Source organism: Sorangium sp. So ce145, from assembly GCF_051525985.1.
Taxonomy (GTDB): domain Bacteria; phylum Myxococcota_A; class Polyangia; order Polyangiales; family Polyangiaceae; genus Sorangium; species Sorangium cellulosum_B.
In genome coordinates, this window is the sequence record NZ_CP150315.1 from 8,492,282 (window position 1) to 8,513,897 (window position 21,616).

General features: G+C 69.2%; 14 protein-coding genes, 1 tRNA gene and 2 pseudogenes. 11 read left to right on the plus strand and 6 right to left on the minus strand.

Annotated features, from left to right (window positions below; translation table 11 throughout):
- The first annotated feature begins 37 nt into the window (after positions 1-37).
- The 4 genes from WMF34_RS31360 (at position 38) to WMF34_RS31375 (ending at position 6,209) form a co-directional block, all read left to right on the plus strand.
- Entirely contained in the window at positions 38-1,576 is a 1,539-nt protein-coding gene (locus WMF34_RS31360) for a hypothetical protein (RefSeq protein WP_437990097.1), read from the plus strand.
- 167 nt (positions 1,577-1,743) lie between these two features.
- Positions 1,744-2,484, plus strand: coding sequence for a hypothetical protein (locus tag WMF34_RS31365; RefSeq protein ID WP_437990098.1), 741 nt, complete (start codon positions 1,744-1,746; stop codon positions 2,482-2,484).
- A gap of 14 nt (positions 2,485-2,498) precedes the next feature.
- Positions 2,499-3,323: a hypothetical protein gene (locus WMF34_RS31370; protein WP_437990099.1), complete on the plus strand. Its 825-nt coding sequence runs from the start codon at positions 2,499-2,501 to the stop codon at positions 3,321-3,323.
- A gap of 765 nt (positions 3,324-4,088) precedes the next feature.
- Entirely contained in the window at positions 4,089-6,209 is a 2,121-nt protein-coding gene (locus WMF34_RS31375; RefSeq protein ID WP_437990100.1) for a recombinase family protein, read from the plus strand.
- A 394-nt stretch (positions 6,210-6,603) separates the two neighbouring features.
- On the opposite strand, the gene WMF34_RS31380 is transcribed toward WMF34_RS31375, so the two are convergent.
- Complete coding sequence (locus WMF34_RS31380) at positions 6,604-6,846, minus strand: hypothetical protein (RefSeq protein WP_437990101.1); 243 nt, start codon at positions 6,844-6,846, stop codon at positions 6,604-6,606.
- A gap of 310 nt (positions 6,847-7,156) precedes the next feature.
- On the opposite strand from WMF34_RS31380, the pseudogene WMF34_RS31385 reads away from it, so the two are divergent.
- Positions 7,157-7,762, plus strand: a pseudogene (locus WMF34_RS31385) (tyrosine-type recombinase/integrase); the annotation flags it as partial.
- Positions 7,763-7,929: 167 nt separating this feature from the next.
- Here WMF34_RS31385 and WMF34_RS31390 read toward each other — a convergent pair.
- From WMF34_RS31390 to WMF34_RS31400, 3 genes are all read right to left on the minus strand, one after another.
- Positions 7,930-8,015 (minus strand) — tRNA-Leu (locus WMF34_RS31390).
- Positions 8,016-8,335: 320 nt separating this feature from the next.
- A complete protein-coding gene (locus tag WMF34_RS31395) occupies positions 8,336-8,830 on the minus strand; it encodes a hypothetical protein (protein ID WP_437990102.1) in 495 nt (164 codons plus the stop codon).
- A 371-nt stretch (positions 8,831-9,201) separates the two neighbouring features.
- Positions 9,202-10,404 carry a DUF418 domain-containing protein gene (locus WMF34_RS31400; protein ID WP_437990103.1) on the minus strand — a complete coding sequence of 401 codons (1,203 nt, stop codon included), beginning with the start codon at positions 10,402-10,404 and terminating at the stop codon, positions 9,202-9,204.
- Positions 10,405-10,670: 266 nt separating this feature from the next.
- On the opposite strand from WMF34_RS31400, the gene WMF34_RS31405 reads away from it, so the two are divergent.
- Positions 10,671-11,606: a MarR family transcriptional regulator gene (locus WMF34_RS31405; RefSeq protein ID WP_437990104.1), complete on the plus strand. Its 936-nt coding sequence runs from the start codon at positions 10,671-10,673 to the stop codon at positions 11,604-11,606.
- 220 nt (positions 11,607-11,826) lie between these two features.
- Positions 11,827-12,021: an IS66 family insertion sequence element accessory protein TnpA gene (gene tnpA / locus WMF34_RS31410; RefSeq protein ID WP_049876422.1), complete on the plus strand. Its 195-nt coding sequence runs from the start codon at positions 11,827-11,829 to the stop codon at positions 12,019-12,021.
- A 69-nt stretch (positions 12,022-12,090) separates the two neighbouring features.
- Here the strand turns inward: tnpA and WMF34_RS31415 are convergent, their stop codons facing one another.
- Entirely contained in the window at positions 12,091-13,008 is a 918-nt protein-coding gene (locus WMF34_RS31415) for a LysR substrate-binding domain-containing protein (RefSeq protein WP_437990105.1), read from the minus strand.
- 88 nt (positions 13,009-13,096) lie between these two features.
- On the opposite strand from WMF34_RS31415, the gene WMF34_RS31420 reads away from it, so the two are divergent.
- Both WMF34_RS31420 and WMF34_RS31425 read left to right on the plus strand, forming a co-directional pair.
- On the plus strand, positions 13,097-14,242 hold the full coding sequence (locus WMF34_RS31420; RefSeq protein ID WP_437990106.1) for a peroxiredoxin-like family protein: 1,146 nt from the start codon (positions 13,097-13,099) through the stop codon (positions 14,240-14,242).
- Between the two features lie 1,581 nt (positions 14,243-15,823).
- A pseudogene (locus WMF34_RS31425) lies at positions 15,824-15,913 on the plus strand (IS5/IS1182 family transposase); the annotation flags it as partial.
- 96 nt (positions 15,914-16,009) lie between these two features.
- Here WMF34_RS31425 and WMF34_RS31430 read toward each other — a convergent pair.
- Positions 16,010-16,396 carry a hypothetical protein gene (locus WMF34_RS31430; RefSeq protein WP_162143951.1) on the minus strand — a complete coding sequence of 129 codons (387 nt, stop codon included), beginning with the start codon at positions 16,394-16,396 and terminating at the stop codon, positions 16,010-16,012.
- A 376-nt stretch (positions 16,397-16,772) separates the two neighbouring features.
- Between WMF34_RS31430 and WMF34_RS31435 the strand changes: the two genes are divergently transcribed.
- Positions 16,773-20,273, plus strand: a complete 3,501-nt coding sequence (locus tag WMF34_RS31435; RefSeq protein WP_437990107.1) for a hypothetical protein — start codon at positions 16,773-16,775, stop codon at positions 20,271-20,273.
- The gene (locus WMF34_RS31440; protein ID WP_437990108.1) at positions 20,273-21,616 is read left to right on the plus strand and encodes a hypothetical protein; all 1,344 of its coding nucleotides are present in this window, start codon (positions 20,273-20,275) and stop codon (positions 21,614-21,616) included. The genes WMF34_RS31435 and WMF34_RS31440 overlap by 1 nt, the downstream gene beginning before the upstream one ends.

Consider the following 21,616-nt stretch of genomic DNA (forward strand, 5'->3'; position numbering starts at 1 on the left):
CGGCTCGCTTCACGAACCACGACCTCGAGGGAGAACGATGAGCAGAACGAGGGCGACCTATCTGTTCCTTGGTTTGCCGCTCGCCGCACTCGGCTGCGGCACTGCGCCCGGCGTGAGCGATGCTGGCGGAGCGCCTTGTGGTGCCACCTCGTGCCACGACGAACCGCCGCCGGAGTCGGTCTGCCTCGAGCATCTCGCGGCCGGCATTCTCGACGAGGGCTGCGGCGTGTTCGTCGCCGGGCTCGCAGGGGGCGGCGATGACAGCAACCCCGGAACGAAGGCGAAGCCGGTGCTCTCCGTTCAGCGTGCTATCGACCTCGCGCGCGTTGGACGAGGGCGCGTGTACGTCTGCCGCGACGGGTTCAAGGGCAGCGTGAGGCTGCCCTCCGGCGTGGACCTCCTCGGGGGCTTCGACTGCTGGCGTTGGAACCGCGACGGCCTTGCCGCCTGGTCGCTGGTCTACGTCCCTGACAAGCCCGACGTGGCGGTGACGATCGAGCCGGCGGGCCCCGACGACGTGGGGGCCGCGGACGGGGTCTCGACGCTCGCTGATCTTCGCATCACGGCGCATGGCCCGCTCGCGATGCTCGTCCAGTCCAGCACCGGAGTGGAGCTCCTACGGAGCGAGCTTCGCGCGTCCGAGGGATGGAGCGGCCACGAAGGCGAGGAGTGGCCTTGGCCGAATCGCGCAGCGAACGGACCGGACGGCTTGTACGGCGGCGACGCGTGCTCCGCAGCCACGGTGGCTGGCGGGGCGGCGGTGGTGAACCCGTGCGACGGAGGAACCGCGAGCATCAGTGGGAAAGGAGGGGACGGCCTTCCCGATGGCGCCGGCGACGGGGACGACGGGAAGGCTACGGGGACCTCGGACCCGGAACACGGACGGGGAGGAACCGCGGAGGGGCCGGGCGCTGCCTGCCAAACGGGGTCCTTCGGGATCTACGGCGCGCAAGGCATGGTCGGCGCACCCGGCGAGGGCATCGGGCACATCACCGAGGAGGGATGGTACGGCGATCGAGCGGGCGACGGCAGCATGGGCACGCCGGGCCAAGGCGGGGGCGGGGGCGGGGGCCGCCGGGGCGGGCTCAGCGTGTGCGGCGCGGCTTCCAAGGGAGGCGCGGGGGGAGGATCGGGAGCGGCCGGCGGCTGCGGCGGGCGGGGGGGCCGAGGGGGCGAGAACGGACGCCCCAGCATCGGGATTCTCGCGCTCCACGCCAAGGTGACCGTGCGCGACACCGTGATCGAGACGTTCGAGGGGGGGTGGGGCGGCGACGGCGGGCCCCCCGAGGACGGCGGCGACGGCGGCCGAGGCGCACCGGGCGGCGCCTTGGGGGACGGCACGTGGTCGTGTGGCGGCGGCGATGGCGGTCGAGGGGGCGACGGCGGCTACGGCGGCCCGGGGCGCGGCGGCGATTCGATCGGCATCGCCTACCTCGAGGAGGACCAGCTCACCCTGGAGGGCGTCACCTTCGAGCTGGGGCCGCCGGGCAAGGGCGGCGTGAGCTGGGAGTGGAACGGCGACGAGATCCGAGGAGAGGACGGCAAAGCCGTCCGGACGCTTCGGTTTCCTGAATAGCCGGACTGGAGCTCGCCCAGCGAACCGCGTCGTCCAACTTCAGCGGTCGCGAACGTCCAGAGGCCGCCCCACGGCCCGGTTGCGGCGTCCGCGAGAGTGACCCGAATTACTTTCCATGTAGAAAACCATTCCAGCTTTACTTAGTATTCCGGGCTCGGAGGCAGCTCATGTCGAAGCGCAGTCTTCTCGGCAGGCTCGGAGCTCTGCTTGTCATCGGGTCCGTCGGCGCGATACTGATACCGGCATGTACGATCCGAATCGGGAAAGGCGGAGAAACGGAGGACAGCGAGCCCACGCCTCACGAGACGCCCACCCCGGACGGGATGCAGCCAGCGCCCGACGAGACGCAGCCCACACCGACAGACGACGGCGCGGGGGATAACACGACGTTTACCCCGGAAGAGGAAGCTGCGATCGATGCAGCGTACAACGCAGACCCGAGGGAACTCGCCTTGATGAACGCTAAGGCGACCTATGCAGCCTATGCGCTCTCCGGGCTCACCGAGACCCAGGTCGTTGATCCGACCATCGTTGACGAGCAGACACTTCGCCAGATTATCGACCAGAACACGGAGCTTGCCTGGCAGCTAGCCGAGGAGTGGATCGCAACGCTCGATCCGACAACGCTGTCCGTCGGATATCCGATCAAAGTCGAGTGCATGGATCCACCCCTTCTGTGCCAGTCGAGCGTGAAGTGTCCATTCGCCAAGAGATGCGTGCTCAACGATTGCGGCGATGGTCGTTGTAGGACGTGCCCTGATATCTGGAATCTTGGCAATCTGATTATTGGAGGATGGTGCACCTACACCTGCTACAATGATCTTGATATCGTGGGCGCTGCCATCACGTTAAAACCGGCAATCGGAAGCCAACTGGTCCCCTGGATTCAGCTCTGTAGGCCGAAGTGATAGAGGGACTCGCCATGGACTCTGACGAAGCTTCGAAGCGCGCCGCCCGGCTAGCGCAATGTATCTCTGGAGCCCTGAACCTTGCGGGTTTGCTCGCGTCGCCGCGCGCAGCGCGCAAACTCGGGGTGATGCCGTCTCGCGAGCACGCCGTCGAGCACCTGACCGACCTCTTGACTGTGCTCGGCGAAGGCCCCGACGCAGGGCTCAGCGCGGGTGCGCGGCCGCTAGACGCAGCGTCGGAGGTAGAGAGACTGCTCGCGCTGTGCCGGGACTGGTCGCCATCCCCAGACATCCCGGCCGAGATCCTGCGTGCCGCGCGTGACGTGCTCGTTGCGTTCGCCATCCCGGAGCCGCCCGGAGGGTGGGACGACTGGGAAGGCGTGCCGCCTGAAGCGCCGCCCGAGCCAGAAGACCAGGACCCGCGCCCGCCGCCTACGGAGGCGGAGCTGGCAGCGATCCCGGATACGCCCACCTTCGCCGCAGCCCTCGTGTGGTGCGGCTATCTCGCGTCGCCCAAGATGGTCGCGAAGATCCCCCCCGCGGATCTGCGCCGCCCAGCGCTCGGCCACATCGACAGCTTGCTCGCCACCTTCCGGCCAGTCCGCCGGAATCAGCCGGAGACGCGGGCATGGTGGCTAGCGCTGCTCGAGCGCCTCGAGAGCTTCCGGGCGCTCTGCGAAGCATGGGACGGCACCTCAGCGCCGCCCATGCCGTTGCAGGAGGCCGCGCGGGCGGTCCTCATGTACCTAAATCACAAGTCGAGTTCGGAGGAGTACGAGGCGCTCGATGAGGAGGTAAGCCCGTTCTACCTCGAGCCTCCCGGCCCGCGGGGCGCGTAGGCTCGGCGGGTCCGCCAAGTATCGGAACTTACAGACGACCACGCTGCGTCTGCGAGCGTGGGGAGCTCGTTCGCCGAAGCGGTTGCTCTCGGTGCGGGTGAGCGGCACGGCGTGGCGCCTCCGAGCGGGAGCGCGGGCGCCTAGAACGGGAGAGAGGTGTTGCCCTGGCTCCCGTGACGGAGCCATCGTTGCTCCCGAAGGGAGAGAGATGGCCGGCCGGCAAGCCGGCGGCGATCCCAAAGAGTAGAGCGGGCCCACGCGGTGTTGGTAGCACCGCGCGAGCCGACACCGTCCACAAACTGCGCCACGTCCAGCACCCCCTTCGGAATATGTCACCGTCACGCTGCCCATCCATCCCCTGAAGGGACGGCGGCTTGCTGTGGTCGCGTCCGTGCGCGGCCAGGATGGCCGGCGGTACGTCGACGCCGAGCATCCGCAGGGCTGGACGATCCGTCTTCCGGTTGAGTGGACCGATCGAGCCGCCACATGGGTAACGCCGCGGTTGTACGGCCGCGAAGTCCGTCTGGATGCTCGCGGTTTGCTTGAGCTCGCTGGCGCCGTGCGTACCGCCCTGGACCTCCACCGAGAGACGCCCAAGACAGAGGCGGTGGCACCCGAAGAAACGAGACAACCCGCCCATGCCTCGGCCGAAGATCCCTCGGTGGTCAGCGCTCCCCGCAACGATGCAGCGAGATCTGCTGGGCGCGTGGGCCACGCTCGTCCTCAAAATGCTACGCGTCGAGCCCACACCCGTCGAGGTCGGCCATGAGCGACAAGATCCAGCCGCAGCATCTGGAGCGTCGAGCGATGGTCTACATGCGCCAGTCCACGCTCCGTCAAGTCTACGAGCATCCTGAGTCCACGTCCCGGCAATACGCACTGAAACAGCGTGCGATCGAGCTTGGCTGGTCTGCCGACCGTATCGACGTGATCGATGAGGACCTTGGTCAGAGCGCTACAAGCGCGCAGTGGCGCACCGGCTTCCAGCGGCTGGCCGATGATGTAGCGCACGGACGCGTCGGAGCCATTTTCGCGCTGGAAGTCTCACGGCTCGCCCGCTGCTCAGCGGACTGGTACCGGCTGCTTGACTTGTGCGGCCTTGCCGATGTGATTCTCGCTGATGAGCACAGCGTCTACACTCCACGTGATTCCAACGATCGGCTTCTCCTTGGACTTAAGGGTACTATGAGCGAGGCAGAGCAGATGTGGATGCGCTTGCGACTGCACGGCGGAAAGCTCAGTAAGGCGCGTCGCGGAGAGCTCTTCTTTCACGCTCCAGGCGGCTACGAATGGGATGAAGCTGCGTGCCGTTTCCGACTCGATCCGGACGAGCACGTCCAGCGTGCTCTCCGACTCGTCTTCGAGCGCTTCCGCCTTGATGGGAGCGCCTATGCTGTGATGCGGTACTTCGCCGATCGCGGACTCAAGATGCCGGCGCGTAGCATCGCGACAGGCGAACTGCGCTGGGGGCCTCCGCGGCATGGCACAATCCTTCGCATATTGCACAACCCGACGTATGCCGGCGCGTATGTCTTCGGTCGACATGAGGAACGCCTCGCGCTTGTGAACGGTCAACCGCGCCGCCGCGTGACACGCCTGGCGCAAGAGGCATGGAAGACGTGCCTCCGCGATCGCCATCCGGCCTACATTCCATGGGAGGAATTCATGGCCAATCAACGAAAGCTGCATGACAACCGGACCCATCAAACATCACCTGATCAGCACGGCGCCGCTCGTGAAGGGCAGGCCCTGCTCCAAGGCCTCGCATTGTGCGGCAAGTGTGGTCATCGCATGGTCACGAATTATCAAGGCACGCTGCGGCGGGCATACTACAGATGCCGGACCCCGATCACGCATACCGGCGGCCGGCATGTGTGCTGTACTGTTTCGGCGCGGGTCATCGATGAGGCGGTCTCAAGGCTCTTTCTGGAGGCGACCCAGCCGCCCGATATCGAGATTGGTCTGGCTGTAGTCCGCGAAGCAGAGCGACAGTCAGACGAGGTGAACCGACAGTGGAAGCTGCGACTGGAACGGGCACGGTATGAGGCACGGCTCGCGGAGCGCCGCTATAAGGCAGTTGATCCGGACAATCGCGTCGTCGCGCGCACGCTCGAACACGAATGGAACGAGAAACTTCGTGAAGTCGAGGCGTTGGACCGAGAGCGCCAGGAGATGTTCCGACGTGAGAAGGTCAACATTACCGATGAGGACCGCCGTCGCATCTTGTCGCTTACCAAGGACCTCTCTCAGGTCTGGAACGCGCCATCCACCACGCACGCCGAGCGGAAGAATCTTCTTCGCATGCTCGTTCAGCAAGTCACCTTGAGTCCCATCGAGGTCCCTGCGCGCATGACCCGCGTGCAACTGCTCTGGAAGACGGGTGTGGTCAGTGACTTTACCGTCCCGCGGCACAGCAAGCCCATGGCCGTGGTGACGCCCCCCGAGGCGATCGAGCTTATCAAAATGCTCGTCGCTGACCAGAAGCCCGATCGGGTGATCGCCGACGAACTCAACCGCCGCGGGCTGCGCACAGGCCGCAGCGCTCGATGGAGCGCGATGTCTGTGCGCTGGATCCGCTGGCGCCACGACCTGCGGCGCCCCAGCCTCCCATCCCCCTCCGCACGTCAGCCGGACCGGCGCGCCGACGGCCTGTATTCTATCCACGGCATCGCTGCACGCTTCCACGTCACCGAGCACGCCGTGCGCTACTGGGTCGCCAAAGGCTGGCTCAAGAGCGTCGAGGGCGGTGGCCTTGGTCGTACGTTATGGTTCAAGCTCGACCGGGCAACGACCAAACGCCTGAATGAGGCCAAAGCCCGCGGCTATGGTCCGCGACCTCGAAGACATTCCCAAACCAGCATGCAGGAGGAGAATCAGTATGCGTAGGGCGTCCCCTTGGCCGACCCCCCCGACATCCCGGGAGATCACCCATGACGCACGTATCAGCTTACGCATCCTGCGCCAAGTCGCCCCCCCTCGCCCCTTCCACCCCGGAGAGTGTCGCACTCCGCGCGCTCAGCACCCCCGCGCGAGCGCTAGGCATCCCGGACGCATACGCTCCGACAGCGTCGCGAACCGTTGACGAGCTCCTCTCTCTGTGCATGGCTCCGCCCCGGAGCCGGCGCAGCACGGCCGAGAAGGCCCGCCAGACAAGCATGCCCTACCCCTCACGCTGCTCGTCCGCTGTGCCTCGGGGCTCGATCTGCAATGCGTGCGAGCCCGCGCGCCCTCGCCGCCAGCGGGGGGCTTGAGCCATGCCGCGACGCGCGACGGGCAACGTCTACTTCAGCGCAGGGCGCTGGTACGCGCGGGTCAAGCTCGGGGAGAAGCTCCGCCCGAACATCGCCCTCCCCACGTGCACGAGCGAGGACCAGGCCGTCGCGCGCAAAGACGTGCTGGCGGGGCTCGCGACGAAGCTGCGGGCCGCGCCGCACGTCGCTCCGGACATCGCCCGGGGGCTGCTCGAGCGCGCCGCGCAGCGCGACGGGAAGGCGCTCACCGCGGTGGTCGACGCGGTCGACACGCTCTGCAAGGACGAGGCGCGCCCGCAGGAGCCTGCCGCTGGCGCTGGCCCGGTCGGGCGCACCGTCGAGGCGTTCGGGAAGCAGTGGACGTCGGGCGAGCTCGCGCGCCTCTACCCCGACCACGTGAGGGAGAAGCGGAGCGCAGGCGGGGACGCCTCCCGGCTCGAGCTCTACGTCTATCCGCTCGTCGGCCCGGTCCCCCTCGCCGCCTTCTCTCTGGACGACGCACAGCGGGTGATGCGCGCGCTCCCTCCGCGCTCCGCGGCGACGCGGCGCCACGTCGCGCAGCTCATGCACCGGCTGCTGGCGATGGCCGTTTTCCCGGCCCGCCTCATCGCCGCGAACCCCCTGCCCAAGGGGTTCCTGCCCAAGGTGGGCACCGGCAAGGCGAAGGGCTGGCTGTACCCCGACGAGGATGCCCGCCTTCTCGCCTCCCCCTCGGTGCCGCTCTGCTGGCGCGCGCTGTACGGCTTCCTGGACCGCGAGGGATGCAGGGCCAGCGAGGCCGCCGGGCTGACCTTCGCCGATGTCGACCTCGAGCGCGGGGTGCTGACCCTCGACGTGAACAAGACGGACGAGCCGCGCGCGTGGGCACTCGCCGCCGACGTCGCGCGCGCCCTCCGCGCCTGGCGTGCCCTCCGCGGCGATCCGCCGGCCGACGCGGCGGTGTTCGTGGGCGAGGACGGGGCCCCGCTCAACAGCCGCGACGACCACATGGCGGCGCGCTTCCGGGCTCACCTTCAAGCCGCAGGCGTCACGCGCTCGGAGCTCTTCGAGGCGAGCAAGGCCCGGCAGCCGATCCGGGTTCACGACCTCCGCGCGACGTTCATCACCGTGAACCTGGCCAACGGCCGCTCCGAGACCTGGATCGCCGATCGCACGGGCCACAAGTCGAGCCAGATGATCAACCGCTACCGGCGCGCGGCGAGGACGGCGGCAGAGCTCGGCCTCGGAGAGCTCGCCCCGCTCGACGCCGCGATCCCCGAGCTCCGCACCGAAAAGGCGGCGGGAAAGGGCGGCAACGGCTCATCGGGGGGCGACGTGCCACGGCGGCAACGTCCAAAAAGTCTAATGAATCCAAGTGGTAGCCCCGCCCGGACTCGAACCGGGACGCCCGCGAGGGCCGCGGATTTTAAATCCACCGCGTCTGCCATTTCGCCACGGGGCCAAGACGTTGATATTACTTTGATTTTTACTTTTTTGGACCCGCGTTCTCCCTCTTGTGTGCGGTTTCCTGTGCCGTTTCCGGCGAGCTCGGGGATCGCCTGGGCGAGGGAAGCTAGCTCGCCAAGGCCCAGTTCTGCAAACGTCCTGGCGGCTCGGCGGTATCTCTGGATCATCACGCTCGATCGATGGCCAGTTCTGTCGGCCACCCAGGTCTCGCACGGGAAGACGGCCATCGCCATGAGCCGGTGGAGAAGCTGCGCGATGTGGCGGCGCAACGCGGGGGACATCGGCGGGAGCGCACGCATGACGCGCTCGGCATCGTCAGCGTGAAGGCCGCGGCGAGGACATGGCCGGCGATCGGGCAGATGTGGCGGTCGAGCGATAGACGTCCTGCTCCACGTTGCGCTTTGGCTTGACGTGGTCGGGGTACATGCGAGCGAGCTCGCCCGAGGTCCAGAGCTGGCCGAACTGCTGGAGGGTGACCTGCTTCGGTACCGAGCTGACGCCGGGAACGACCTTCGCTTGCGCGCCGCCCTTGCAGATGACGTCGACCGCCGCGATGACGTCGCGGAGCGCCCTGCCCTCGTGTACCGCGGCATGCTCCAGCAGGGCGACGATCGCGTCGCGCGTGACGTTTCGCGAAGCGCGCAGCCGCACAGCCAGGTCGGCGACGAGCTCCTTGCGCTGCTCGGCCTGCTCCTCGGTCAGCTTGGGATCGAGAGGGAAGCTCTCCCGGTCCTTGTCGCCGACGAGGACGCAGGCGTAAACCCGACCGGCGTCGTTGCGGAAGAGCAACCCGGTGGGCTTGCGGGACATGGCGCCCCGTCTTCTACCGCGATTACCGCGATTCGCGGCCGCGCTCACGCCTGCGGTGGCCGCCAGCGTGGGGGGAGCGCGAGGCCGACCTCATGGAGCCTCACCGCCATGCCGGCGGGACCGTGCTCGGGCATCTTTCGCCCTGCGCGCCGCGAGCGCAGGGACGGCGTCGAGCTTCGTCTTGAGCCAGGCGATGAACACCGCATCTCGGCTGTACGCTCCCAGCGGTACCTGGCCTCGGGCAGCACCGCCGGTCATCCGGCCAATACGGCGAACGCATCAAACAGGTTCGCGGTCCGCTGCATTTGGTAGATAGCTGGAGTCCAGAAACAAGCGGCAGCGACGAGCAGGGCCACCACGGAGCGGTGAATTCAGTCTTTTTCCTTTGAAAGAGACGGCGCGCTGACAGGCGCACTGCGGCCATAGGACATCTGTCGCAGGAGCACCTCTGCCGGGCCGCGGTGGCCCGCGCGGCGCATCCGGTCGGCCAGCAGGATCGACACGATCCAGAGGGCGACGGCGACCGTGCAGCTGGCGGTGAAGCCCAGGTCATCTCTCAGGTCCAGGGTGAACGGGTAGAACAGCGCGAGCCACACCGCCGACTGGAACAGGTAGAACGTCAACGACCGCTGACCCAGCGCGGCGAGGGCCGCAGTCAGGCGCCCAGGGTCACATCCGATCCTGATCGAGACGAGCCCGGCGGCGGCGGCCATGCCGATGCCGCCAGCGTATCCAGTCATGGCGTGTGCGCCGGCGACCGTCCAGGTCATGGTCGTCGTCCACGCGCCGGTCAGCTGCAGGGCCATGGGAAGCCGGCCGATGACGGAGACCGCCATGCAGATCACGGTGACCCGCGACAGCATCGCCGCATGGCGCTCGGGTTCGTCGAGGATACGGCGTCTGGCGGCCCAGACGCCCGGCAGCATGGCCGGCACCACCACGATGGTGGACACGGCCGTCTTCAGCGGCCAGAACGGAAGCTCGGCGAGGACGTGGGCAACATAATCGGGGGCCATGAGCGCCGCCAGGGTCATGGGAATGCCCATGGCCGCGGTGGTCTGTGCGGTGACGCTCTGCCATGTGAGCACGAGCGTCGCGGGGACGAGCGTGAGGACGCTGGTCCACCAGAGGACCGAGTCCCGGGCCCGGACCATCGGCGCGAGCAGGAGCAGCGTCAGCCCGTAGACAGCGACGATGTCGAGCGGCACGAGCAGAGCCCCGTGCGCGAAGCCGATGGCGATCAGCCCGAGGCTCCGGCGCCGCAGCAGCTTGCGAATCGAGGTCCAGTCGCCGCCCCGAGCGAGCTGCCGCTCGGTCAGCTGCCCCAGCGCGTAGCCGAAGAGGAACACGAACATCGCGCGAGCCTGGTTCTCGGCGAAGAGCGATCTCACGAGCTTGGCGATGGTGTTGAGATCGGCGGGTCCGAGGTCCCAATTGCTGACGAACGCCGGCGCATGCGCCAGGGCGATCGGCAGCAACATGAAGCCGCGGGCCAGGTCCGGCGCCAGAGATCGACGGGTGACGTCGGCAGGCGTTTGGGCGCTTCTGGCAAGGTCCATGAACATCACCCGCATGCGCGGGGTGCACGGCTGCGCCGTCCCGCGAAACGGGCACACACGCCGGCTCCTCGCCGTGGCTCGTTGAACGGTCACGAAAGCTACGTTGCGTCTCATGTGCAGTCAACGGCGAAGCAATGGATTCATCGCTCCGCGCTGCGAATTCATGACTGCTATTGCAATGGCCTTGTGGATGAATGCAACGATCGGGCGATCGACCGTTGCAATGTGCTGATTGTGAATGCACACTGGCCTCGACCATCGATCAACAGGAGCGGGCGAGGATGCCGGGAGGCAGGCTGAGCGACGAGGACCGCCGGCACATCGCATCGGGGCTGGCCGAGAGGCTCGGGTACGCCGAGATCGCGAGGCGGCTGGGCAGGCCGACGTCGACCATCAGCCGGGAGGTGGCTCGCAACGGCGGGCCCGGCGGCTACCGGGCGGACCACGCCCACGAGGCCACCGGGCAGCGCGCGCGCCGGCGCAGGCCGGCCTCGCCGCCCGGTCTGCCGGTCGCCGCCGGTGCGGACGGGCGGGGCCCCGAGGCGGTGCGCGCCTTCGTCGAGCAGTTCGCGGCGCTGATGGTCCAGACCGGGCTTCCACGGACGGCAGGCCGGGTGCTCGCCTCGCTGTACACCGCGGACTCCGGGGCTCTGACGGCCGCCGAGCTGGTCAAGCGTTTGCGGGTCAGCCCCGCGTCGGTCTCCAAGGCCATCGGTTATCTCGAAGGGCTCGAGGTGGTCCGGCGTGAACGCGGCCCCCGGCGGAGCGAGCGCTACGTCATCGACGATGACGTCTGGGAGCGGGCGTGGACGACGAGCGCTCGCTCGCACGAGATGTGGGCAGATGCCGCGCGGCGGGGAGCCGGGATCCTCGGTCCCGTCACGCCCGCCGGAGTCCGGCTGAACCGCATGGGCAGGTTCTTCCGACGCCTTGGCGACGACATGGCCGGCGGCCCCGCCGCGCCCGCCGCCGGTGACGCGCTGACGGTGCTGGCCGCGCTCGTGCACGCGAGCGCGCCGGTGACCGTCGAGCAACTGGCCACCGCGCTCGGCTGGCCCGCGGACCGTGTAACGAGCGCCCTGCACGACGCCGAACAACACCCGGACGTCATCGATCCGGTCGCCCTCCGGCGCACCGCGCCCGGCACCTACGCCATCACCGCCAGGCTCGACCGGCTCACCACGGCACAGCGTGAGGCCCTCAGCCACCTCGTGTAGAACCGAGTGGCGTAGAGGTGGCCGGTGTTCCCTGGACGCGGACGTCTCTGGACGAGACGCCGAGTATCGAGGCAACCGCCGGACGTGACCGCAGCGATTCGGCTTCGGCGAAGCGAAGCGCCTCGTGGGCCTCGCCGCTCGGCCCCCTCACCAGGTCGCGTTCGGTGACCTGCATGCTGTCTTGGAGCCTCTGCGCTGCATAGCGATCCGCGCCGGAGGTGTGACGGCCGAGAGCAGACGCATCTGGCGCGACCGGGTGGCGCGCTGGCACAAGAGCGGGCAGTCCGCCCGCGTGTTCGCGGAGCGGGAGGGGGTCAACGCAGGCACGCTCTACTCCTGGAGCCGCCGGCTGGGGATGAAGCGGAGCGAGCACCGGCAGCGGGAGGAGAAGCCAGGAGCGCATGCCCCAGCGTAGCAAGCGGAGCGTTCCTCTCCGAATGCAGCGTGCGTTGCTACCCAGACGACCCAGGTCGCCGAACCGCGCTCACCGCGCACCAGGTCGCCGGACCTGCCCGGGAGCGGGCGCGAGGGCGCGGCGGAGGTGCTCGGTGAAGGCGCGCACCTTCGGCAGGACGTGGCGGGTCGGGAGCGATACGACCGAGATCGCGATCGCATCGCACGCGGCGTCCGGGAGCACTTCGACGAGCTTCCGCGCCTTGCCCGCGCGCGCCAGCATGAAGTCGCAGAGCCACGCGAGGCCGGCGCCCTCGATCGCCAGCTCGATCAGCGCCTCGCCGTCGTCGACGACGATGCGCCGCGTGGGCGCGATCTCGCGCACCTTCACGCCGTCGCGGAGGCGCCACGGGAGGAGCCGGCCGTGCAGCGCGTACCCGAGGCGCACGTGGCGCTCGAGGTCGTCGACCGTGCGAGGCCGGCCGTGCTCGCGCAGGTAGCCGGGCGCGCCGCAGACGAGCATCCGAGAGCGGCCGACCGGGCGCGCTATCAGACCCGAGTCCGGCAGCGTGCCCAGCCGGACCGCGACGTCGATCCGCTCCGACGCGAGATCGGCCGGGTCGTCGCGCAGCACGAGCTCGACGTCGACGTCGGGGTAGCGCTCGGCGAAGCGTGCGAGCACCGGCACGATCACGTGACGGCCGATCACCGTCGGCGCCTCCACGCGGAGGAGCCCGGCCGGTCGATCGCGCAGACCCGAGGTGGCGCGCTGCGCGTCGTCGAGCTCGCGCAGCGCGGCGCGGGCGCGCTCGAAGAACGCGCGCCCTTCGTCGGAGAGCGTCACCGCGCGCGTTGTGCGGTGAAAGAGCCGCACGCCGACCTCGCCCTCGAGCTGCGTGATGCGGCGGCTGACCGCCGACGGCGTGACGCGCAGCCGGCGCGCGGCGAGCGTGAAACTCCCGAGCTCCGCGGCCTCGACGAACGCTTCGATCGCTGCGAGCCGGTCCATGTCGCACCTCGATTGATGCGTATCATGCACGAAAGTTGTTCGCCTTCGGCGATGGTTTGCGCCCCGCGCACGAGCCACGGTGCCCTGCATGAGCACCGTGAACGTCGGCGCCACCTCTCCCAGCCCGCGCGCCCGGGCGGTCATCCTCGGAGCGGTCGCGACGCTCGTCGCGACCGCGATCCACCACGTCTACGGCGGCGTTCGGTACGCGACGCCGTGGCGCCTCCACGGCGCCGCCGTCGCGCTCGCGCTCTGCGTCCCCATCGCGCTGGCGTACGCGGGGTACCGGCGGAGCCCGGGCACGCGCGCCGGCCGCATCTCCGGGGGCTCGCTCGCGGCGCTCGCCCTCGCGTTCCCGGTGACGTCGATAGGGCTCTTCGAGGGCGCATACAACCACCTCGCGAAGAACGTCCTCTTCTTCGCGGGCGCGCCTCGCGACCTGCTCCTCCGGATGTTCCCGCCGCCCACCTACGAGCTCCCCAGCGATGCCTTCTTCGAGATCACCGGCGTCGGGCAGATCGTCCCCGCGGCGATCACCGCGATCGCGGCCCTCGGCCTGATCGGCGACCTGCGCCGCCGTGTCACGAGGCTCGCGCCCGGGGCCGTGCTCGGAGCGCGCGAGCTCGTGGGCGTCCACGGCGAGCGGATCCGCATCCCCGATCCCACGCGGATCGTGCACCTCCAGCTCCGTCGCTTCGCGGGCTGTCCGGTGTGCAACCTCCACCTCCGCTCGATCACCGTCCGTCACGACGAGCTCGCGGCGGCCGGGATCCGCGAGGTGGTCGTGTTCCACTCGAGCGCCGGCGAGCTCCGGCTCCACGCCGGCGGGCTCCCCTTCGCTGTGGTGCCCGATCCCGAGAAGCGCTTGTACGCGGAGCTCGGCACCGAGCCGTCGCTTCTCTCGGTGTTCGATCCGCGCGTGTGGCCCATCATCGTCCACTCGGTGGCGCGGAGCGCGATCGCGATCCTGCGCGGACGCGAGCGGCCGCCTGCGTTGATCCCGACCGGCGGTCGCTTCGGGCTCCCGGCCGACTTCCTCGTCGCGCCCGACGGCCGCGTGCTCGCGAGCAAGTACGGCGAGCACGCGGGCGATCAGTGGTCGGTCGACGAGGTCCTCGCGCTGACGCGTGCGCCTGCGGTGTCGAGCGTGCGCGCGGCCGCCGAGCGCGGCGCCGCGAGCGTGCTGGACGGCGGAAGCGCCTCGCGCTTGCCGACGCGATGCTCTCCGGGATGACGAGTACGGCGCGGCTCATGCGCACCAGCGCGGGCGGCCGAATCACGCTCGCGCTGTTTCGGCCTGGCGGGGCCGCGGCGTTCTTCCCCAGGGGGCCGCGTTCATTTCACAGCCTGCGTGGGTCTCCTACGGTGAGCACTGCATGACGCCGTCGTCCGCGTCCGTGCAGCTCTGGAATCCGAGCGAGCTGCACAGCGCACTCGCGCAAGCACAGGTCACCTGACCCTCGCACGCGAGCGGACGAGGCTGGCAATAGTACGGGGTACCGGCGGCGTCGTTGAAACCACGAAAGCAGACGTGGTCGTCATCGCAGCCGGTGCAATCGGGTCGGAAGCCGCAAAGCTCGATCGGCACACACTGCCCGGTCCAGCAGCGGTTGTCTGCAACGCTCGGCAGCGTTCCCTCCGGGCACTCGGGGGGCAGGGCGTCGCACTCGGCGAAAAGGGGACTACAGTTGTGGGAGGTAGCGACGGTGCAGCGACCGGCGAAGCACATAGCGCGCTCGATCGCGTAGCGCTCACAACGATACTGGTCACAGTCCTCGGCACAGGCTTCGGGGGCCTCCGCCGAAGCGGGATAAGCGCCGCAGGTGCAGCAATCGGAGGCCAGTCTGCAATCTTCGTCGACCGAGCATTCCGGCTCAGCACCGCCCTGACCCGCAGTCCCGCCCGAACCAGAGCCCCCGGTCCCCCCAGTCCCACCGGAGCCTGCGCTGCCGCCCGTCGAACCCGTGCTACTGGTCTCGCTAGCGCCGTCGCTCGTCGTCTGGCCACAAGCGAGGACGAGCGTGGTGAGTAGTGTCACCTGGCACAACTTGGCATAGATGTTCGTCATGGCGACTTCTCAGCAAGATGCATTCCTCGCGGGCTGCTCGCGTGGGACGACGCGCTTGACCCAATTGTACGAATTCATCGATCTGCTCGGCGGGCGCTCCCCGATCCGGTACGATCCATAGGCGATGAAGCTCGTCGCACCCAGCGCTGTTTCGGCCTGGCGGGGCCGCGGCGTTCTTGCCGCAGCCGCTCCACGAGCTCTTCGGACAGACGTCGACGCTCCTCGACCTCGTCCCGCCGCCGTGCCGTCCGAGAGCTCGCGGGCGTCGAGCGGCCAGCGCGCTCTCCCAGCGACCTGGACCGGCGGCCGGCGCCGGCCGGTGGACGAGCACTCGAGCCGCGCAGGCAGCCGCGAGTGCTGCACGCTTGAGCGCCGGTGTGAGCCGCGGGTGGCTCCAGGCCGGTACCATTCCGCGCCTCGCGGCGGGGCCCCATGCGGGCAACTCGTGACTCATTCAGCGAGACATCCTGTTCACGGTGCACGACCTCCGCACGATCCTACCCCCGACCCAGGAGGACGGGCCCGGGGTCTACAACCAGACCTCGGTTGACATCGGGTACGCGTGGAAGGACGGCAACGTCAGCGCAGGGCCGTCTCTCGCGTTCTACGTCATGCCGGCGTGCGACGTCAGAGACCGAGGAGCACGACCGGCTCGTGCGCGCGGATCCAGGCATCGACGGGCGACCGATGGCGCGGCCTGCGGCGTCGCATCCAAGACGGATTCCATGGTAGGTTCATGAACCATTCTTCCAGGGGATTCCCATCCGGTGGTCGAAGCGCGCGGACTCCCACCTCGCCCTTCTGCACCTCGCCTGCGGGGTCATCACCTGGCGCGCGCCTGCCTGCTGGGATAGGATCTTCGGCAAACGGGTGGCGAAAGAGGCGCTCGCCGGGCTGCGCGATGCTGCACCCGTTCCTCACACTCTCTGCCATTCAAGGCAACGGAGGATTGATGGACAAGAAGAAAACAGCCTCTTCGAGGGGCGCCTCGAAGTCAGCAAGGAAAGCGGACCCGGTCCCATTCGCCGGTACCGTGAGCGGATCGCGCACGTTCGCCCAGTCGTTCACGGTGACGTGGACGCCGTCGGCCACGTGCGCCGAGATCGCTGTCACCATCACGGCAGGCGGCTCTCTCCTCACGAGCAACACGTTCACGCCAGACACCGCCACGCAGAGCGTGAGCGGATCCGACGGGACTTTCTCCGTGGACGGCTTGCTGATCGCCGCCTTCAACTCCAGCGGGACGACGGGAACGCTGCTCGCGCAACCCCTGAACTTTGACGCCCCCACCACCGGGCAGCAGACGTTCAGCGGCGCCATCGGTCTCTGGTAAACGGCCGGCAGTCGGCGAGGCCGGGCGGGCGCCCGCGTCAACGTACGGCCCGGACTTCCGCGCTCCCTCTGCGGACGGCGCCGGACAGCGATATGCGCGGTCGTCCTTCCATGGCCGACTCCCGTCAGCGCCTCGCCGTCACCCTCGCGGTCTGCGTTTTCGAGGGTACACTGACTGCCGAATTCGCCCGGTCGGGGGCGACCGGGACGCTGTTCTGTTGCGATGGCAAGTCCGCGAGCCAGGGGGGCTGATCCGTACCCCTGCACCGGCATGATCGGATTTCGTCAAACGGCTTTGAAATTGCGAGGCCGTCGGACTTCATGCGGGGGCCTTTCGTCCCGACGTCCGTCCATGGGGTGAGTGATGCGAGCTTCCGCGGTAGAACAGCCATTCTTTTCGCGCGTCGCGGAGCAGGCGGCCGCGACGCTCTACGAGCGACAAGCCGTCCCCGGCGCGGGCGGTTGGTTCGCCTTCGTCGCCTTCGCCGCGCCCCCGCAGCCCGAAGCCCTCTCCTTCGCTGGATCCTGGTCGAGCTACCTGGGCGACCCCCGGCGCGGCGAGAACGGCGGCCTCTACGTCGTCGCCGCCTCGCGCCCGGCCGATCCGGCCGCCTACCTCGCCGCCTTCATCCACGTCGTCCAGACTCTCAACACGCAGACCGGCAACTTCGCCTACCGCTACCTCTTCATCGGCGACCCGACATCCGGCGACCCCACGGCGTGCCCCGGCGTCATCCCCTTCTTCACGACCTCGCCGGACCCTTCGCAGCCCGGGCAGATCACGAGTGCAACGACGGTCGCGGCGCGCAACGTGGGCCTCGTCTTCGCGCAGGGGGTCCGAGTCTACGGCGACGTGGGCACGTCGTCGCTGCGCCTCGCCTCCTACGGGGGTGCGATCATCTCCTTGCTCTCGAGCAAGTACACCCCGAAGAACATCACGACGCTGACCTCCGATGTGATCTTCCCGCTCGATGGCGCGGCGGCCGGGGCCTTCGGCTTCGGCGTCACACTCCTCTCTTCGAACGTCCCCGCCAACGACGACTTCACGCTGCTCGACGTGGGGCTCAAGTACTTCACCGAGCGCGGCGGGCGCATCCTCAGCCAGCGCTACCCTGTCTTCGGCCCGACCGTCGACGGCTCGCCCGTCCCTTTCAGGGTCAGCTTCGACCCGCTGCGCCCGCTCGCGCACGGCCGCACGGCCTTCACCTTCGCGGGCGACGGCTCGACGTGCGCGCCCATGCACAGCGCGCTGCGCGACACGTTCGTCCACGGGGTGAACCTCGTCCCGACCGCCGGCGCGGCGGCGCTCGTCGTGCAGCGGGACACTGTGGCCGTCGCCTCGCCCGGAGACCCGCAGCAAGACTTCTACTACCTCGTGCCGTCGGGGCCGTTCGCGCTCGCCGCGGGCGACTCGCGGCCGCCGGCCACACGCGTCATGTGCGGGCTGTCGCCGACGGAGAACGTGATCTTCGATCCGCCCGGCTCCGTCATCACCTTTCACCCGGATCAGCCGGCCTTCTCGCCGCTGCTCGCGGACGCGCCGGCCGCGCAGGGCGCGCCGCGCCTGACGGATCGGTATGTCACGGCCTGGGCCACCATCACGGCCAAGGGCGGCGCGGCGCCCGGCCCCGCGCCGACCTACCTCGCACAGCCGCAGGGGAGCGCGCTGTTCGCTTCGGGCGGCAGCCCGACGACGTATCTCGAGCACCGGGAGGTACCGGCCTGCGTGCTGACCGACGCCTCGGCCGCCGCCTCGTTCCCGATGGTCGGCTACGGCGCGGTCGCCTTCGGCGCGCACCACGACACGTTCAGCCAGGGCGACGTGGCGCGGCTCGAATCGGACGTCCTCTCGGTCGAGCGCCGCGCGCGCCTCACGGCGCACGGGCAACTGCCGACGCGGGAGTCGGCCGCCAGGCCGCAGGGCGACACCCCGCCGCGCGCGACGACGCCGCAGGGCTTCGTCGTCGATCTGGCGACCGACGGCAGCGGCGCGTGGAAGCGGCTCCACCTCGCGCAGACCTCCTGGTCGCCCGACCCGGCAAAGGTGCCCAGGGCCGTGATGACGCTCGCCTTCGACGATGTGGACGACACGTTGCGCGCGGCCTTCCAGACGAACCAGCAGTTCCTCGTCGTCACGCAGCCGCGCGTGCCCTGGACCCTCGGCGGGGCGGCGGGCGCGGCCGGCACCGTCTTCGAGAACGTGCTGGCGCCGCAGGGGTGGCCCTTCGACCTCCGCGTCGGCGAGGGCTCGAACCCGGACGACTTCCGTAACGTCCTCATCTTCAAGTTCTGCGACGGCTCGCTCGACTCACGCATCGACGACGCGGCGCGCTGGACGGCCGCCGCGGACTTCAACGCCGATCCCGACTCGGTCGCCGCGTGGCTGCGCGCCTACGTCGAGGAGGCCAAGCAGCTCGCGCAAGGGCCGGACGGCGCCTACTTCCAGCGCTTCGTCGACGCCGTGAAGAGCGACGCGTGGCGCGGCATCCTGGCGCTGCGCGTGAACGTGGACGCCTCCGCCCTGCCGCAGGAGCTGCGCGGCCTCGTCGCCGGCATCGACCTGACGCAGCTCGACGCGCACCACGTCGGCGTGGACATCAGCTTCGTGGACACGTCGGGCGGTGGGTTCAAGCCCGACGGCAACAGCTCGGTCTTCGCGACCGTCTACTACGTCGATCCCGTCTACGCCGACAACCTCGCGGCCGGCGCGAGCCCTGATCTGCCGATCCCCGTCGCCGCGCAGGTGGACTATGCCTTCCGCGTCCTCACGCTCAAGGCGCTCTTCGTCAACGCGGAGATCGCGGCCTTCTCCAGCAAGTCGCAAATCACGCTCAACCGCGTCTTCGGCGAGCAGGTCGGCGCGCTCGCGCTCGACGGCGTCGTCGCGCCAAGCCACTCGGTCGTCCTCGACGGCCAATACCAGAGCCACGATGGCGTCGGCACCTACGTCTTCCAGACCAACGCCAAGGCGCGCTTCCTGCTGGTGAGCAATCTCTGGCGCGGCTTCGAGACCGACCGCGCGAGCTTCGCCACGCTGCGCGCGCCGGCGACAGGCACCGTCCTCTCGCGCTTCACCTTCGCCGGCTACCTCGATTTCGCCGTGCTCTCGACCTCCGACGGCCAGACGAGCGCCCCGTTCGACCTGCTCTCGTTCGGCGGCGAAGGGGCGGGCCACGACCCGCGCGGGTCGGGCCTGCCGTTCTCGGGGCTTCACCTCGACATGACGTTCGACACGGCCGCACCCGGCTCGCCGTCCTTCGCCTTCATCATCGACCAGATGACGTTCGCGCCGACGGCCCAGCAGGCGCGCGCGGCGAGCCTCTACGCGCGGATGCCGCTCACGCTCGCCGGGATCACGTCGGGGGCGGGCTCACCGCGGGATCTCGGCTACCTGGCCGTCAACGTGCCGTCGCTGCCGGCCGACCCGCTCGGCGACGCCTGGTACGGGCTCGTTTATACGCTCGACCTCGGCACGGCCGGCGCGCTCGCGGCGAAGGTGGGTTTCACGGCGCGGCTGCTCGTCGCGTGGGGGCCGGGCAGCGCCGCCCCGTCCTTCCGCGTCTCGGTCGGGCTTGCGCTGCCGGGCACGGGCGCCGGCAACACGGGAGCCCTCTCGCTCCAGGGCGTGCTCAAGCTGACCATCGATCGCATCCTGCTCTACCGCGATCCCGCCTCGGCCACCTTCGTCCTGCGCCTGATGAACGTCGCGCTCTCGCTGCTCGGCGTCTCGCTTCCGCCGGGCACCACGACCGCCTTCATCGTCTACGGGAACCCCGCGCCGGGCCAGCGCGACGCGGTCGGCTGGTACGCGGCCGTGAACCGCGAAAAGAAGCCGGAGCTGCTCGCGCCCACGGGAGAACGCTGATGCCGCGAATGATCTACTGGAACGTCCAGCATTTCAGCGAGGACAAGTTCTTCATCCGCAAGCGCAAGCGCAAGCTCGATGAGGACGAGGCCTGGGGCGAGGACCCCGCGCAGAAGTATCTCAATGTGCTATTCAACGCCATCACGGCGAACGCCCCCGACTTCATCGTCATCGTCGAGGCGCGGCCGGGCGGGAACACCGGCGAAGGGACGCTGCTCAGCGACGACGGCGCGATGCGGCTGCTGCGCTATCTGCGCAACAAGAGCAGCGCGCAGTGGGCGCTCGTTCCGCCCGTCATCAGCGGGCTCGGCAACGCCGGCGAGGGCATCGCCGTCTACTTCCGCCGCACCGCGACGCTCTACTTCACGGGGCCGTGGCGCTGGCCCGGCGGCGCGGGGCCGGCCGCGCCGGGCGTCGGGGCCGGAGTTTACCCGTCGCAGTACCGCAACGCCTTCTCGAGGCCGGTCGACAACCGCACGGTGCCCAACGGGAACAACCTCTACAATGCGGGGCAGATGGAGCGCCGGCTCGCCGGCCAGTGGCGCTACTTCGTGGGTGGCGGAGGAGGCGGCGGCGGGGGCGCAGGGCCGGCCCCCGCGCCGATCAGCTTCGGCGGCGCCGGCACGCGCTCGCCATTCCGCACGACGTTCTATGATTCGGCGGCGGGGCAGAACTACACCATCCTCGCCTGCCACGCCGCGCCCGGCCAGAACGCCGCCGCCCCGGCCACGGCGCCCTCGACGCTCGCCACGCAGGCCATCGGCAACCTGCACGAGGTGCAGAACATCGGCGCCAACGAGATCATCGTCGTCGTCGGCGACTTCAACGTGAGCCTCTTCGTGGCGGCGGCCACGGCCGTCGCCTACGCGCCGTTCGCCGCCCACTACACGAAGGTCATCGACACGGTCGGGGGGGCGGCTCTCCCGGCCGGCTACCCGGCCCGGGGTTACCTCTCCACGCACATCGTCCCGATCAACAACGCGACGCCCTCGAACGCGAGGGGCTACCCGGCCTTCGGCTACATGTCGGAACTGGATGCGCACGGACAGTACGACTCCATCGACAATGCTTTCGTCCGCAACAGCGTGGTCGCCAACGCGACCATCGCCAATCTCGTCACCGGCGCGCCGTACACAGCCGTCATGCCCGTGCCCGCGGGGATGCCGCCGGGCACGCTCACCTACGCCTCGGCCCTCGGCAACCCGGCGTCGCTCAACTCGCCCAACGGATACGACCCGAACGGGACGACCTTCCCCGACGAGACCGCGCTGTTCCGCGACGTCGACAACTACGCGCGCGTCTACGGCGTGAGCGACCACATCGCGCTGGTCTTCGACTTCTGA